Origin of the sequence: Microcoleus sp. LAD1_D3, from assembly GCF_036702135.1 — a bacterium.
Lineage (GTDB): Bacteria > Cyanobacteriota > Cyanobacteriia > Cyanobacteriales > Microcoleaceae > Microcoleus.
On the sequence record NZ_JAUBSB010000090.1, the window covers coordinates 1 to 16,506 of the forward strand.

Genomic DNA, 16,506 nt, shown 5'->3' on the forward strand with positions numbered 1-16,506 from the left:
AATTATGAGTTAGCTCTAGGGGGATTAAATTGAAAACCTTCTATTATAGCATAGATTTTTTTTGCAAGAGGTCTATTTAAAACCGTCTTTTCGAGGAGGATTTTTTGTTGCCGATCGCCTAAATTAAAACAAATATTCTCCACATAAGCTCTGAAAAAGTGCTAACTGCTCTCCTGATTATTTTCATAGGTTTAGCTCCCTCGCTGCTGTCTTTGTGGGTGATGCGCTCTGCCCAGAGCCAAGCCCGCGACAGAATTGCAGCGGCCAGACTTGCGGTAGCGAATAGACCCATGCGAACTCAACTACCAACTGCCGATCGCACTTACATACAAAGCCTCGGTTATTCGATCGGCGATATCACTTGCGAGTATAACGCCCGCTCTAATTACATTCGCTGCGCTGTCAATCCTTCTGGGCCCTGTCAAGATTGTCGGTACTACCAAGCCAGAACACTTGACGTTCGGGATCAAAAGATATAGCTTATATTGGTGCTTGTATCTACGTCTATTTGCGGATGTAGTAATCAATGAGTTAGTATGTACTTACGTGTAATGATTATTGGTGAAGCTTGTTTGGGACGACCCACGCCCCAACTCAGCAATTAAAACCTAATCGAGCATTATTGCTTGGTTACAGTTGCCATAACAGGGGAATTGCGATCGGTGTTTTTCTAGTTGACGACTTACGATCAGAAACCAGGTTTAGATGATAAATTTTGGTTTGGCGGCGAGAAATCTAGGCATAAATCCGGTTTCTAGTCTCCTGGGCGTAACTCCTACAGTTAAGAAAAGTAGCCAACAAAAATCGTAAGTAGCTGAGGCGCAAATCTCCCAATCAGTTTCTCCAAAACATCATGAAAAATTCTGCACGAAACATTGTCCCGAGCATTTATCTTAAACAGAAACCCGCTCGAAGACTCTAAGTTGACAACTTGAGAAGTTGCTTGTGGGCTGCACGAATCTGTTTTTGCGATCGTAGCGAAACAGTCTCAAACCTAGATTGCTATCTCCAGACTCCAAGTCATGAATTTTTAAGACGCTTCGTCGATACAGGGTATGCCAATTTCAATTGAATCTCATATGTTGCACCATTCTCAAGAATAGGCTTTTCGGCCTGTTCCACAACAAGTGAATTTTCTTATGGGCGGGGCAGGAGAACCCCCCCATAGAAGGGTTATTGAGAATGGTACAAGATCTCAGTTGAATAACACTTCGGGCACGGCCGCCATAATTATGTCACGGCTATAACTCCCTAATTAATGTCTGGTTGCTATTGTGAACAGGGCTTGCACACCAAAACCAAAGAAACCGAGTTGTTGAGCGGGAGCGAGGGCTGGAAAGAAGTCTTTTCGTCCCTCAAACCTGGTTTATACGTCTAGAAATAGTTAATTTTCTCTGCAAATAAAATGCCTTAGAAGATGTACAGAAAACCTCATCAAGTAAATTTTTGAGAACTCGTATTATTATCTACTGCGCGATGTAAGAGATAAGCGTGTAACAGATCCACTCGCTAACAGAAAAGAAAAAAGCCGAAGGCAAAATATCACCCGATAGAGAGATTATGGGGATTTAAACCCCAAATCCTCAGCTTTTCTGCCGGTGATATTTGCAATGCTATGAAAGGTCAATATAGCACTGCTTTCTCCTGAGTAAAAATCGTTTTTTGCTCTTGCTCTAAATCAAGCAGCAGAGCCTCTTACTCTGCAATTCAACCTTGTCAATAGGTGATATTTATCATCTTGAAGTGGGTACATCATCTACAATCCGTGAGCCAATTCGACCATGCAAAGCATCTGCAACAAACCCATTTTTATCACCCCAGAAATATGTGAATCCCCCGCAAGGATTGCGGGCGCACACTGCCGAACAACAGCAACTTATCATCAGAAAAAACCAATAAAACAAGTAAAAACAGAGGAGTGTTTCCTGTCCCAAAAACTTCGTGGTGGCACGGGAATTGGGCATCCCCACAGAGAATTTTTGCGAGCAACCGAGTCTGTGGGCGCCCAGACTATAAAAAATGTACTGTTCCTCGATGCCAGAGTAGAGAACTGCGACAGCTTGGCAAGAGGAGCAACAGCCGATACAGAGGTATTTGTACTGGACTCGACGCGGGATGGAGTCGAGCAAATTACTAGAATTTTGGCTAATTACAACGATTTAGACAGCCTTCAGATAGTTTCTCACGGTCGAGAAGCGGCGGTGCAGCTAGGGTCGATCGAACTCTGCAACGACAACTTACAAACCTACAGCCATTTGTTACAGCAGTGGGGAAAAGCCCTCAGCGAGAGAGGAGATATCTTGTTATTCGGGTGCAGCATCGCAGCGGGGGAAAGCGGCGAGGTCTTCGTGCGGCGACTGAGCTTTATTGCCGGTGCAGATATTGCAGCTTCCGACAACTTGACGGGGAGTGCGGCACTCGGTGGCGACTGGGAATTAAAATTTGCGATCGGGGAAATAAAGGCGAGAATCGCCATTGAAAAAGAAGTGCTCGAAGCCTACCCTTACGCTCTCGGCACATTAGTTAACGAAACCTTCAAAAACTCCACAGTTAGGGGGCCTTGGATTTACGGGGGAAACGACGGGGCACTGTTCGATCCCAGCAGTGGGGTGACCGCAGCCGATCAACTTATCCCCGGCATTACCGGAGGCACAGTATCCGGCGTACTTCCGGCTTTGGGCGGTGCAAGTCCCGGCGATGGCGCTCTGCTATTAACTCCAGCAGTAAACCTTCGGGAAGCCTTCGTCATCTACAACAACCCCATTCCTTCAACCGACGGTCTCAGAGTCCAGTTTGATTTTTATTCTTACGGTTCAAGCGGGCAATTTGAGCCTCCGGCCCCCTTTATTAGCCCTCAGCCAGGGGACGGGCTGGGTTTCTTCTTGATTGACGGCACTGTTAGCCCAACAAGGACTGGGGGTTATGGTGGTTCTCTGGCTTACGCTCCACGAACAAATATACCCGGTATTGAGGGAGGTTATTTAGGCATTGGGCTTGACGAGTTTGGCAATTTTTCAACATCCACAGAAGGGCGCTCCGGCCCGGAGCCTCCTTCGATTCCCGGCTCCTCTATTGGTTCTTTCAGACCTGATTCAGTAACTGTTAGAGGAAATCAAGCACAGGGTTATCCGTTTTTAACAAATGCGATCGTTCCCTTCGGCATCGATAACATTCCTACGAGCATTGACTTTAGTGGCCCTGAACCGGGCAGCAGTTTTAACTTCAGCAATACGTTCACGCTCGATCGCAATTTAGCCAAAAGATCCGTTCAAATTACACTGAATCCATCTAACGATCCGGTGAATCCCTCTCGCCTCACCGTTGCCTTCGATGAAAATTTCGACGACATCTACGAAACTACATTGATCGACATCCCCAACTTAGCAACCGCAAATGGCCCAGTACCGCCAATTTTCAAATTTGGTTTTGGCAGTTCCACAGGAAGCGCCAACAACATTCACGAACTTCAAAACCTGGTAGTTGAAACTATAAATCCTCCCAGTATCGCCGCTGAGGTTGCCACTATCAAGACCGGCCCGCAGTTCGTCAAGTCCGAAGGCAGGATTACCTACACGATTACTACTGTAAACAAGGGGCCAGCGCCTGCTACAAATGTTCTGATTCAAGACGAAATACCTTTAGAACTGCTGCGTCCGGGGGGATTGCCGCCGATTCTCAATGCCTCCAACAACGGCACTTACGTGAACCAAACCAAGGCTGTCACCTGGCCGTTAATTCCGGTTCTCAATGCGGGTGAGACTCTGACTTACACCCTGACAATTGATTTGCCGCCCGGTTTAACCAGCGGTAGCAGTTTTGCCAACGTTGCATTCAGCACTAGCTCGACTTTCGACCCCGACCTCAGCAACAACAGCGGTGTGCTTGCGCCAGGGCAAATCGAGGGGCCTGGTGTAGTCTTTACCACAGTTGTCGATACAGTCGCGGATTTAGTTACTACCAAAAGTGGCCCTGTGACTACTTCGGCTGGGTCAAGCGTCGCCTACACATTGACTACGACTAACATAGGGCCAGACCCCGCTGCCGATGTGACCATCACTGACAGCATTATTCCGGGTTTAACAGGAGTCAGCGTATCGGACGGCGGCACTTACGACCGAGTTTCGGGCATTGTCACCTTCCCAGCACTGACAGCGCTGGCAAATTCGGCTACTGCGACCCGCACCATCAGTTTCATTGCCCCAGCCACCCGTACCGCCATCAGCAACACAGCCCGGAGTAGCGCGGCGACTTTCGATCCGATCGCCACCAACAACAACGGCTCGACAACCAACAAAGACGGAACTCTCACTAACTCTACGGTGACGACAAGTATTGCGCCCAACGCGGATCTGGCAACCACCAAAACCGGCTCTACGAGTGCTACCGCCGATAGCTCGGTCAGCTATACGATCGCCACAATCAACTTAGGCCCGAGTCCTGCAGAAGCTGTAACCATCACTGACAGCATAGTTCCGGGGTTAACTGGAGTCACGGCATCTAACGGTGGCGTTTACGATCCAGCGACTGGCATTGTCACCTTCGCGCCCGTGGCAATCGCCAACGCGGAGACAGTCACCCGGACGATCGACTTCACAGTACCGCCCACCCTAACTTCCATCAGCAACACGGCCAGAAGTACCTCCATCACTCCCGACTCCACTCCGGCCAACAACAACGGTACAAACCCCAACGCCACCGTCACCACCTCGATCGATCCTGTGGCCGATGTTGTCACCCAAAAAACGGCTCCAGCCAGCCTCAAGGCGGGCGACACGCTCCTTTATACAATCACTACTACCAACAACGGGCCGAGTCCCGCGACCAACGTAGTCATCACCGACAGCTTGATTCCCGGCTTAACTAATGTCAGCGTGTCCGACGGCGGAACCTACAATCCTGCCACAGGAGCGATCGAGTTCCCAGTCATCGCGACTTTAGCCAGCGGCACCAACCAGAGCCGCACCATCAGCTTTGTACCGCCGCCTACCCTGACAAGCATCACCAACATTGTATTGAGTCGATCGTCCACTTTTGACCCGGACTTAACAAACAACAACGGCTCGACAGTCGCAGTGCCCGGTCAGGCGGGGGGTCGAGTCATTACCTCGATCGATCCTGTGGCCGACTTGGTTACGTCCAAGAGCGGTCTCACATCTGCTCCTGCTGGTAGTTCCGTGACTTATACTATAACTACCGCAAACAATGGGCCGAATGCTGCTGAAAACCTAGTAATTATAGACAGCATCATTCCCGGTTTAACGGGAGTCAGCGCATCAGATAACGGCACTTACGACCCAGTGACAGGGGTTGTCACCTTCCCAACAATTCCCAGTTTGACTAGCGGCAGCAACATCAACCGCGAGGTAACATTAGTCGTTCCAGCGACCGGCACCATTAGCAATACTTCCCAGAGTCGATCGACCACTTTTGACCCCGAACCCAGCAATAACAACGGTTCCGAGTCCAGAGCCACTGTCACCACCGCTATTATTAGCGCGCAGCCCATACCCAACCAACCTCCATCAGCCTACAGCAGCAACGCTGCGCTAGCGCCCAACAGCGTTGTCCAAATTAGCGGGCTCGGAGGCAGAGACTCAGACGGCATAGTGGTTACATTCACCATCAGCACCCTGCCGCCAACAAATCAAGGCGTCCTGTTCTTGAGCGACCCCGCAACCGGGGGAGTCGCCGTCACGGCAGGTCAAACCCTGACAGCCGAGCAAATGACGCAGTTATTCTTCCAGTCGGCCGGCAATTTCACAGGAGCTAATTTTACCTACAGCAGCAAGGACAATCTCGGTGGCAGCAGTCCTACAGCCACAGTTTCTCTGGTGTCGCTGGCGTTCAACTACCCGCCGGTACCCACAAACTTCAGCAAAACCCTGGCGCCAAACAGCACCGTCAACCTCACAGCGCTGACGGCCAAAGACCCCGACGACTCGATCGAATCCTTCACTATCAACACCCTGCCGGCGGCAAATCAAGGCGTCCTGTTCTTGGGCGATCCCAGCCAGGGAATCAGGGTCACGGCAGGCCAAAGACTTACAACAACTCAAATCAGCCAGTTATTCTTCCAAGCAACCAGCGAATTCGCCGCCACCAACTTTACCTACAGCGCCACAGACCGCCGCGGCGCCCTCAGTCCAGCCCCCGCTACAGCCTCCCTGCTAGCACTATTACCTCCCACCGACCAGCCACCCGTCGCCAACAACTCCAGCGTCGCTTTGTTGCTGGAAACAACAGTGAACATCCCCGGACTCGGAGGAACCGACCCAGACGGGACGGTGGTTTCCTTTACCGTAAACACCTTGCCGCCCGCCAATGAGGGCACGCTGTTCTTGGGTGATCCCAGCCAGGGAGTGCGGGTCACGGCTGGTCAAACCCTAACAACCGAGCAAATTACCGAGTTGTTCTTCCAGGCTTCCGGCAATTTCACAGGGGCAAACTTCACCTACAGCGCTACAGACAACCTCGGCGCCACCAGTGCGGCAGTCGCCACTGTCTCTCTGATTCCCCTGAAGGAATCGATACCGACACCGACCCCCGCGCCGGAACCAACACCGGCACCAACTCCAACACCGACCCCCGCGCCGGAACCAACACCGGCACCAACTCCAACACCCGCGCCGGAACCAACATCGGCACCAACTCCAACACCGACCCCCGCAGCGGAACCTGCCCCGACGCCCATACCCGCGCCGGAACCAACACCCGCGCCCGCGCCGGCACCAACACCCACACCCGCAGCGGAACCTGCCCCGACGCCCATACCCGCGCCGGAACCAACACCCGCGCCCGCGCCAGAACCAACACCCACACCCGCGCCAGAACCAACACCCGCGCCGGAACCACCACCACCAACACCAACACCACCCACACCCGCGCCCGCCCCGGAACCAGCCCCAGAACCAGCCCCAGAACCAACCCCCATCTTCAACCGAGTACCCGAACCGGATACCAGTTGCGGTTGCGACCCCTTGAAAGGGCAGCCTCTCATCACATTTATCCCCCCCCAGCCTTCGGCAATACTCAACTTCGACTCCAACGCCGCCCAACTCATCGACATCCAAAACACCAGCATCGGGACCGAGGGCAACGATTATTTAACAGGAAACGAAACTAACGAACTGTTTCTCTCCAAGGGTGGCGACGACACAGTTTTAGGTGAAGCAGGCAGCGATATCGTTTACGCCGACCAACAGCGAGACTTCATCGCAGCAGGTAAGGGCAACGACATCGTTTACGGCGGCAAAGACCAAGATGTCGTATTTGGCGGCAAACAAAACGATCGCCTGTTTGGCGATCGCAATGGAGACACACTCTACGGCGATCAGGGTTCCGACACCATAGTCGGCGACAACGGCAACAACATCGACTTAACCGACAACGACGGCGACCTGATTTTCGGCGGGTCTTCAGGCGACGCCATAGCAGGCACTCAAGGCAACGACACCATTTACTCGGGCAAAGGTCCTGACAACGCCTATGGTGGCATCGACAACGACCTGATTTGGGGTGACAAAGGCCCGGACACCCTTTGGGGCGACAACGGAGACGACTCTGTGTTTGGTGGCGTACTCAACTCCCTAGACAGTGACCCCGACGGCTTCGATTTGCTGTTGGGAGGTGATGGCAACGACCTACTTCACGGCCAAGAACAAGACGACACCTTGCTGGGTGGCAACGGACGGGATTTGGTGTTTGGAGGCAAAGGGGGCGATCGAATTTTCGGCGAAACTGACTCGGATACTCTCTACGGCAATCAAGGTTCCGACACCATAGTCGGCGACTACGGCACTCAACTTGGCAGTAGTGTTGCTACGGATGAAGGTGATTTAATTTTCGGTAACGACACCGGCGATATCATCGGCGGCGGTAGCGGTAACGACAGCATTTTTGCCGGCAAAGGTAATGACTTAGTTTATGGCGGCAAAGATAATGACCTGATTTGGGGCGAACTCGGTTCCGACACTATTGTCGGCGATGAAGGAGACGATTCGCTTTACGGTAGTTTGCAAAACGAGTTAGTGTCCGATGTGGATGGCCGCGACTTGCTATTTGGGGGAGATGGAAATGACGAACTCAACGGCGGCGAGAGTTCCGACTCTTTGAGTGGGGGTTTTGGTAACGATACCCTTCGTGGAGGCAAGGATGACGATGTAGTACAGGCCGATGCTGGCGATGATTTGATCTACGGCGATGATGGCAGCGATATTTTGTGCGGCGATCAGGGGAATGATACGCTTTTTGGCGATCGTGGGCAAAATGAGCGAGGCGCTGTTGGTCAAGACGGTCAGCAAGACTGTATTAATGGTGGTAGTGGCGATGACCTGTTATACGGCAATGAAGGTCAAGATACTCTCAATGGTGATGAGGGTAATGACACTATTTACGGAGGGAAAGATAGCGATATTCTTAATGGGGGTGCAGGAGATGACTGGCTGTTTGGTGATGGCTCTGATGATACTTTGATTGGGGGTACGGGGAATGATCACTTTGTGTTAAGTGCTAATAGTGGTATTGATACTATCCTCAATTTTTCCGTAGGAACTGATAAGTTTGTTCTGGCTGACGGATTGAGTTTTGAGGCTTTGCAAATTAACTCGATGGCGAATGGCACACTGCTGCAAGTTGCTGCGACAGGCGAGGTTTTGGCTCAGGTTTTTGGGGCTGATAATACTATTACTTCTCTGGATTTTTTGACTCTTTCTCGTTAAGACAAGCCTCACAAAAAACAGCGTGTAGGGTTCCATTCACAAAGCACCTTACCGCTGTTTATTCAAAAATTCTAATCCTAAAAAAATAGCTGCGATGCTTCCTGCTACACAAATTTCTCGGTTTTTTATTTTTACCAAAACTTCGGCAACGGGGACTAAAACAACTTCAATATCTTCTGTAATATCTAATTGAATTTTGCTGGCAAGCTTGACATTTTTAGCAAAGTATAGGTAGATAGAATTGGTGTCTTTTACGGGGTTATCATATAAGGTTGCTAGTTCCAAAATTTCTTCAGCAACATATCCCGTTTCTTCGGCAAGTTCTCTGGCTGCTGCCGATTTCCCGCTCTCTTCAGCAGGATTGAAAGTTCCGGCAGGCAGTTCCAGCAAAATTTCGCCTACTCCGTGCCTGTATTGGCGCACTAATACAAGTTCTTGCTGCTCTGTCGTGGCAAATACGAGGGCGATATTGGGTCGGACATTAACAAAAAAGTCGTCTATAATTTGTCCGCTTGGCAATTCTATTTCATCTTGTCTAACCTGACACCACTTGTTGTTAAGAACGAAGCGCGATCGCAATAATTTCCATTTAGTTAAATTTTTCATATCGCCATAATGCTAAACTTTCAGCGTCATCCGAAGGCACAATTTTCCCATCCATAATTTATTTCAGATCAAAAATTTCACCCAGCCGCCATGCCATACAAAAAATTACTCACCAGATTTGGGGAAGACTTACCAAAATGGACTGTTAATTCTCTAGCACCGGGATTGTTGGCGATCGAGTCACTGAGTCTGGGTCTAGCAGTCGTTGCCGCAGTTGCAGCAGTGCCAGCAACACTGGAACCAGTAAATGCTTCTACAGTCACAAGTTGGAAATTTGATCCGGCGACAAATCAGCTAGAAATTACTCTTCCAGAGGGAACAACCCCCACATATTCTCTACTCAACCCCAGTCAGATTGCTGTGGATTTGCCCAATACTGAGATCGGAGTAGATGCAACTCAGCTATACCCACAAGGCAGAGTGCGTTCTGTGGGAGTGAGTCAAGTTCAACCGGGAACGGCGAGAATTATGGTCAATTTGGCTCCTGGAGTCGGTTTTAGCGCGGGGAAAGTTCAATTCCAAAGAATTGGGGTAGAAAATCGCTGGGTGTTGCGTCCTTCGATCGAACCGACTGCGAGTATGGAAAATCCCGAAACTCAACCCCAGCCTGCAATACAAGTACCGCAAAACCAGCCACCGACAGATTCTAACTCAACTGCTGCCCCAGAGGTCGATCGACCTGAGCCTCCTACTTCCCCGAATCCCGGTACAAATTTTTCGCCGCGGTCAACTTCAAATGACCAAATCCGGCCGCTCAGAGTGCCTTTAGTCAACGTTCGCCTTGACGAACGCCGTGGGGTACAAGCTGCTGCTGTACCCCGCCTAGACCCTCAAATAACGACTGCTGCACCCCAACAGCGGACGCTTACTTTTGGTGAACCGCTTCCTCGCGGACGATCGAATGCTCCTTTGCAGGCTGCGGCTGGGGCGAATGTCTTGTTGCCGGCGGGCACGGAGCTGAGTTTGCTATACCCTGGCGATCGGGCTTTGCGGTTACAAGCAAAGCCCAGCCGAGAGGAAGTGCTGCTGCTGCAAGGGGGAATTCTCGACAGTCGCGGTAATACGATCGTACCTGCTAATACGCCGGTCATCGGTCGATTTGAAACGACTAACCTCGGCAGTCGATTTGTAGTGGAAGCTATTAGTCTCAACGGCCGCAATATCCCTCTGGTGGCTCGCTCGGAACCCGTGGAAGGCCGACGGGCTCAGCCTTCCGATCGCAGTTTGTTGCGAAATACTGGTATTGGTGGCTTAGCTTTGTTCTTGCTGAGCGGCTTTTCCGGTGTCGGTTTGTTGGCTGGAGCGGCTGCAGGTGCTGCTACAACTTACGTGGCAGCTCCTCAACCTGCTACGATTCAACCCGGCCAAATTTTGCAAGTTGAGTTAACGGAAGATTTCCCCCAGTTTGGTTTTTGAAGCAAGAAGGAAGAGGTTCGAGAAAAGACTTTTTTCTTCCCTCGAACCTCTTCCTTCAATATTTTCTTAGAGCAGTTTTCCATTCTATAAAATAAAGTAGGGACTTAAGCCAAGCCTAAGTCCCTACCCCATATCTGTACTTTGCTCAAGCGAAAACCGCTATATCGGCGATTTAGAAATTTTGACCTTCCGTGGTTGGAGCTATCGAACCCGGTTGGTTGAGGAACAGGTTTTTAGCGCCGTCGTTTTGGTAGATACAGTTAATTTCGGGTTGAGCTTCCAGGGGGCCGGTGAACCCAAAGGTGTTCATGCGATTTTTGCAATCGCGCACTTGGTCTTGGCTGATGAGTTTTCTTTGTTCCAGAATTGCCCAGTTATTGGTTCGCAGGACGCATCCGGGGCGCATACTCGGCTGCGAGATGTAGACGTTGAAAGGGTTGAGGGTGACGTAGAGGCGCATATCTGTCACCATCGCGCTTGCTCCAAACTGCACGCAAAGTTCTGGGTTCGGGGCACTGCGGTCGATAAATTCGCGGGAGGCTACGTTCTCTGGGCTAATTGTAGCTGTGGAGCTAAAGGCAATGCCAATCCCAATTCCCAGAATAAAGACGGCTGTTAAAATCCCTAGGGTGGCGGAATTGAGAAAAGAGGGTTTGCCGGACTGAGGTTGACGCCGCGACTGTCCGCCCATTGAGCCGGAATAGTCGGAGTCTTCATCTCCTCGGGGTGGGTCGCCGCTGAATCTGTCGTTGTAGGATTTAGGTTTGCGTTTCATATAAGGTTCCCTCAGTTCTGGAGACTCAACAGGTAGTAGTTTGTTATTTTTAACCGATCTCGCCTTTCTAATATTATGACGCTAGGAAGGTGGTTGCTACAGGCCCCAGACACCCCCTGTGGGTTTGGTTTTTTGTTCACAGCTCGCGATCGACCAAGGGGCTGCCTTGTCTGAATTTTCAGATTTCAATAAAATAGCTGAAAGTGACATACTCTTGCACAGCGGAGGAATCCGGCTCAAGATGGTTAACAAATTTTAACATTTTACAAGTCAGGAGGTATAGATTAGTGTCTGTCGAAATTATTCAAAAGCCATCCACAGTCCGTAAGCTTGCACCGCGCTACCGCGTTCTGCTGCACAATGATGATTTCAATCCTATGGAGTACGTGGTGCAGACTTTGATGGCGACGGTACCGAGTCTGACTCAGCCACAGGCGGTAAATGTGATGATGGAAGCCCATACTAACGGGATGGGATTGGTGATTGTTTGCGCTCTCGAACACGCTGAGTTTTACGCTGAAACGCTCAATAATCATGGATTGAGCAGCAGCATCGAACCTGACGATTAGAACCTGACGGTACTGCAACGGATTCGCCCAGCGGATTTCAGACTCATACCGTCCACCCTCATACCAAAAAGCCAAGGGTTAGGCCCTTGGCTTTTTGGTATATTTAATCGGGTAGATATGGAAATTTGAAGAGCATAGGTTTTTCGGAACGGCCGGAAGTGGTTCGGAGCTAGGTGAGCTCTCGCGCCAATTTCAACTCTCCAATCTCAAATCTTTATCCGAGGAAACTAAGGAGGAAATTAATAACGTCCTCCTCCGCCTCCTCCTCCGCGAGCAAATTTTCCAGGGCCGCCGCCGCCCCGGTTGCCGCCACCCCGGCCGCCTTCATCTTCGCGCGGCTTAGCTTTGTTAACTTTGAGGTCGCGACCCATCCACTCTGCTCCGTCGAGAGCACTAATGGCTGCATCTTCTTCTGCATCTGTGGACATTTCTACAAAACCGAAGCCGCGGGGGCGACTGGTTTCTCTGTCGGTAGGTAGATGTACTCGCTTAACGGTTCCGTATTCGGCGAAGACGGTGGTGATGTCTTCTTGGGTAACTTGGTAGGATAAGTTACCGACGTATATCGACATGAGGAATAACTCCAAAATTTAGACAGTGCGAAGATTTCAGTTTCGGAGAGTCCCCTGCCGATACAGAAGGGCAAGTTTTTAGACAATTCTGTAGCAATGAACAAAGCCTGCAACTGAATCTGATTCACACTTGGTACTTTAACATAGAATAGCGTCTTTTGAGTAGGTTTCAGCAGTTAATTAAGTCGTTCTAATTAAACGTAAAACTTTTAGGGTATTCATAAACCTGGTTTATCAGTGTAATGTTTTGTCTGCAGTGGAAGCAGAGAAAGTTGTGGCGCGCGCTCTCACCGCAGGAAAGATACATCCACCTTGCCAAAGTTGGTAGTCAAAGCTAGGTTTACGTTTTCTAGGGCTTTGACTAACCACACCACGCCTTCTCGGGTACTGCATTCGTAGTGACCGAACAAAATTGCCAGCCGCTTTTCTAGATAGGGCTTGACTTTGCCGCAAATGAGTACGATTTTCAGCAGCAAACCGGTGGTTTGGGTCGGTCCGAGGTTTGAGATCAGGTCAATGAAGACAAAGTGGTTGGGCCGCACAGGACTCTCCACTACTAAAAAGTTCAATAACTGGCTGCAAGTTCTGATCATTAAAAATTCGTTAAACTTCTGATCATCGCTGTGGGACAGGGTGTTTTGTAGTTGCTTATACAATTTTTCGTTAAAGAGACGTTTGCCGTAGCGGTCATCGGTGACAGAAGAAATCAGGTATTCGTACAAGTCGTCTTTAAAGGAGCGGTAGGACTGATTTGTGCTGGCGTTCGCCGTGAAACGGCCCGCTAGCTGTCTGTAGGTATCGGCTCCTTCTACTTTTCCGACAAATTGCTTGAGGGCAAAGAATAGTTCCGGGTCGGTCAACAGTGTCGGATTTTTTATAGTTTGTATATTTCGACCGAAGGAAATGGAGGTTTCCCGACGAGCTATTTGGGCTTTTCTCACTTGGTGAGCGACATATTGTGAGAGATTGATCTCAAATTGCTGCTGCTTTTGAGCTTGGATTTTTTTAATGATTTTTTGCTGTTCGTAGGTGCTGTCGTCGCTGAGGAGGCAGTGTTTGTAGAGGTAAGGGTAGCGGGGAATTAAGGTTCCGAGGGCAAGGGTAGCAGGGGTTTTGCTGTTGCTGCTATCTTCATTGCTGTGAGTTATGACTTTGGCTAAGCGTTGGAGGGTGAGGTACTGTTCGCTTTCGGTAAACTGATTTACTAATTTAGGGATGGAGCCTCGCCCCCCCGATCGATTGTATCCAAATAATATTTTGGGCGCTTCTTCAAACACAGCGATCAATTCAGGGATGGCGGCTTGCTTGCTGGGGTAAGTTTGCCAGCGGTTGATCAGGATGTGGCAGCAGCGGTTGAGGATGTATTTGAATTCTTGTTCGGCGTGTTCTGAGCGTGCTATTTTATCGAGTGCGTCGGCGATCGAGCGATCGGGATATCCGGTACCCTGGATAAACAAAGTGCGAAAGCGGCTGATGAGTTCGGCCGGCTGCTCTCGTTGTACCAACTCCAGCCAATGCTTGTAAAGTAGCTGTTCTTCTTCGTGGCTTTGTCTGTTGTAGTCGTTCACTGTGGATTAACCCTCCGAGGCTGGGGCAGGAGCTTTCAGCGCTATTAGCTTGATGAATTGGCAAATGAATCGCAATAATTAAGTCAACCAAGCTTCTCGCCGGCTGAGACTTATGGGTAGAAGCTGTCAGCAGCTTAAGCCGATCGATATTTTTTGCTTAGTTAAACTATTTATCAACACCAGCATGACATGAATTGTTGGTAATTAGCAAGGCCTTAAATCACCATCGACTTTGTAAAGTATTGGTAAAGATTGTGGGGGGTACGGAATAATTTCTGGGTGAGCGGACGATTTAGTATTAGGATGATCAAGGTCAATCCTGAGCAGCAGCTCCCTGTTAGTTAAATTTGAGGTCGGCCGAGGTAGAATTAGCTGTGAAAATAATTATTTGAAATGTGAGTGCTGGTTATGGTTTGTCGCGTAAGTATCGCCCAAGTTGCTGAAATTTTAACTGTACCTTTGCCTGCGGTGTCTAAGGGCGTTTTGACAGCTTTAGGGACAGGTATTGCCACAGATACGCGCACTCTTGAGGGGGGCGAAGTATTTTTGGCGCTGCGGGGAGACAATTTTGATGGCCATCAATTTTTGGCAAAAGCCCGGGATTTGGGGGCGATTGCGGCGATTGTCGATCGAGATTGGCAAGAGGAATTGCCTAATTTTCCGCTGTTGCGCGTGGACGATACTTTAAAAGCTTATCAGTCGATCGCCCGTTGGTGGCGTGACCAATTCAGTATACCTATAGTTGCTGTTACTGGTTCTGTAGGTAAAACTACTGTTAAAGAGTTAATTGCGGCGGTTTTGTCAACGAAGGGAAAGGTTCTTAAAACCCAATATAACTACAACAATGAAATTGGAGTACCAAAAACTTTGTTGGAGCTTTCACCCTTACACAATTATGCTGTAATTGAAATGGGAATGCGCGGGAGTGGCGAAATTGCGCTGCTGTCGCAAATTGCGCGTCCTACTGTGGCGGTAATTACTAATGTAGGAACGGCGCATATCGGGCGATTAGGTTCCGAAGAGGCGATCGCCCAAGCAAAGTGCGAACTTTTAGCTGAAATGCCTACAGATAGCATTGCTATTCTCAATCACGATGGTGACAGATTAATCGCAACTGCGTCAAAACTTTGGCAGGGAAAAACTTTAACTTACGGTTTAGAAGGCGGGGATTTGTGCGGGAAATTGCTGAATCATAATACAATGTTTGTAGATGGTGTAGAATTGCCGCTGCCACTGCCGGGACGCCACAATGCTGTAAATTATTTGGCGGCTTTGGCGGTAGGAAAAGCTTTAGGTATTGATTGGGAAGTTTTAAAGCAAGGTTTGTCTGTGCAGTTACCGGATGGACGGGCGCGCCGCTACGATTTGCCCGAAGATATTATGATTCTGGATGAGACTTACAATGCTGGTTTGGAGTCGATGTTGGCGGCCCTGAGACTGTTAGCAGATACTCCAGGAAAGCGCCGGATTGCGGTGTTGGGAACGATGAAGGAATTGGGCGACAGGGCGATCGAATTTCACCGCCAAGTGGGAAGAGTGGCGCGAGATTTGCATCTGGATGCTTTGTTTATTTTTGCTGATTTTGAGGAAGCGGCGGCGATGGCGGCTGGTGCGGCGGGTTTGCCTTTTGTGGAGATAGGAGATATTGCCAGGGAGAATTCCCGCGAAGATTTAGCAAGACATTTAATGGAGTTTGTCACACCGGGCGATCGTATTTTATTTAAGGCATCTCATTCGGTGGAGTTAAATCGAGTTGTGGAGAAGTTTCGCGCTGATTTGGCTGGCGAATAATATCCTGTCCGCGTCAAGAATTATAATTAAGTTTGTAGTGAGGACTTAAGCCCTCCATAAACTCGCTCGCCGTGAAGTCCTCGCTACAAACTCATGTTTTACACGATATGATATCATCTCCAAAGTGGGTGAAGCGGAGCTATCCCGAAGGGAATCGCCCTCCTTCACTCCCCTGACTAAATTTGACTCCTCACCCATTCGCGAAACAACCGAATTAAAGCATTTTCTTTTGTAGTTCTCCTCAATTCCAAAAAGCGCAGCATCTCAACTTGCGACAAAAAAGGAAAAGTCGGAGAAACATCTCTTTCTACATATTCCTGTGTTTCCAACTGATAAATTATTAAACGATTTCCGTCGTAGCGCCAAACTTCCGGTACGCCTAAACTTGCATATAAAGAAAGTCGATCGATCGAACTGCTAGTACAGCATGGCGGAAATAAAGTACCTATTTTATGGGAGACTGGGGCTAAGTGAGATAAATTGCACTCAGAA

General features: G+C 49.6%; 9 protein-coding genes and 1 pseudogene. 5 read left to right on the forward strand and 5 right to left on the reverse strand.

The window, feature by feature from the left end:
* The first annotated feature begins 158 nt into the window (after positions 1 to 158).
* Entirely contained in the window at positions 159 to 479 is a 321-nt protein-coding gene (locus QUA74_RS27720; protein WP_333335489.1) for a DUF6464 family protein, read from the forward strand.
* Positions 480 to 1,781: 1,302 nt separating this feature from the next.
* Positions 1,782 to 8,717, forward strand: coding sequence for a DUF4347 domain-containing protein (locus QUA74_RS27725; protein WP_333335492.1), 6,936 nt, complete (start codon positions 1,782 to 1,784; stop codon positions 8,715 to 8,717).
* Between the two features lie 48 nt (positions 8,718 to 8,765).
* Here the strand turns inward: QUA74_RS27725 and QUA74_RS27730 are convergent, their stop codons facing one another.
* Positions 8,766 to 9,323, reverse strand: coding sequence for an NUDIX hydrolase (locus QUA74_RS27730; RefSeq protein WP_333335494.1), 558 nt, complete (start codon positions 9,321 to 9,323; stop codon positions 8,766 to 8,768).
* Positions 9,324 to 9,413: 90 nt separating this feature from the next.
* Here QUA74_RS27730 and QUA74_RS27735 point away from each other — a divergent pair, with 90 nt between their 5' ends.
* Positions 9,414 to 10,739 carry an AMIN domain-containing protein gene (locus QUA74_RS27735; RefSeq protein ID WP_333335497.1) on the forward strand — a complete coding sequence of 442 codons (1,326 nt, stop codon included), beginning with the start codon at positions 9,414 to 9,416 and terminating at the stop codon, positions 10,737 to 10,739.
* Between the two features lie 172 nt (positions 10,740 to 10,911).
* Here QUA74_RS27735 and QUA74_RS27740 read toward each other — a convergent pair whose 3' ends face one another.
* Positions 10,912 to 11,514 (reverse strand): DUF3172 domain-containing protein, encoded by a 603-nt coding sequence (locus tag QUA74_RS27740; protein WP_333335500.1) that lies wholly within the window; start codon positions 11,512 to 11,514, stop codon positions 10,912 to 10,914.
* Between the two features lie 287 nt (positions 11,515 to 11,801).
* Between QUA74_RS27740 and clpS the strand changes: the two genes are divergently transcribed.
* Positions 11,802 to 12,083, forward strand: coding sequence for an ATP-dependent Clp protease adapter ClpS (gene clpS, locus QUA74_RS27745; RefSeq protein ID WP_015178019.1), 282 nt, complete (start codon positions 11,802 to 11,804; stop codon positions 12,081 to 12,083).
* Positions 12,084 to 12,322: 239 nt separating this feature from the next.
* Here clpS and QUA74_RS27750 read toward each other — a convergent pair whose 3' ends face one another.
* A complete protein-coding gene (locus tag QUA74_RS27750; protein ID WP_006635107.1) occupies positions 12,323 to 12,655 on the reverse strand; it encodes an RNA recognition motif domain-containing protein in 333 nt (110 codons plus the stop codon).
* A 287-nt stretch (positions 12,656 to 12,942) separates the two neighbouring features.
* Entirely contained in the window at positions 12,943 to 14,223 is a 1,281-nt protein-coding gene (locus QUA74_RS27755) for a hypothetical protein (protein WP_333335503.1), read from the reverse strand.
* Between the two features lie 408 nt (positions 14,224 to 14,631).
* On the opposite strand from QUA74_RS27755, the gene QUA74_RS27760 reads away from it, so the two are divergent.
* Entirely contained in the window at positions 14,632 to 16,014 is a 1,383-nt protein-coding gene (locus QUA74_RS27760; protein ID WP_333335506.1) for a UDP-N-acetylmuramoyl-tripeptide--D-alanyl-D-alanine ligase, read from the forward strand.
* A gap of 176 nt (positions 16,015 to 16,190) precedes the next feature.
* On the opposite strand, the pseudogene QUA74_RS27765 reads toward QUA74_RS27760, so the two are convergent.
* Positions 16,191 to 16,506, reverse strand: a pseudogene (locus tag QUA74_RS27765) (hypothetical protein); the annotation flags it as partial.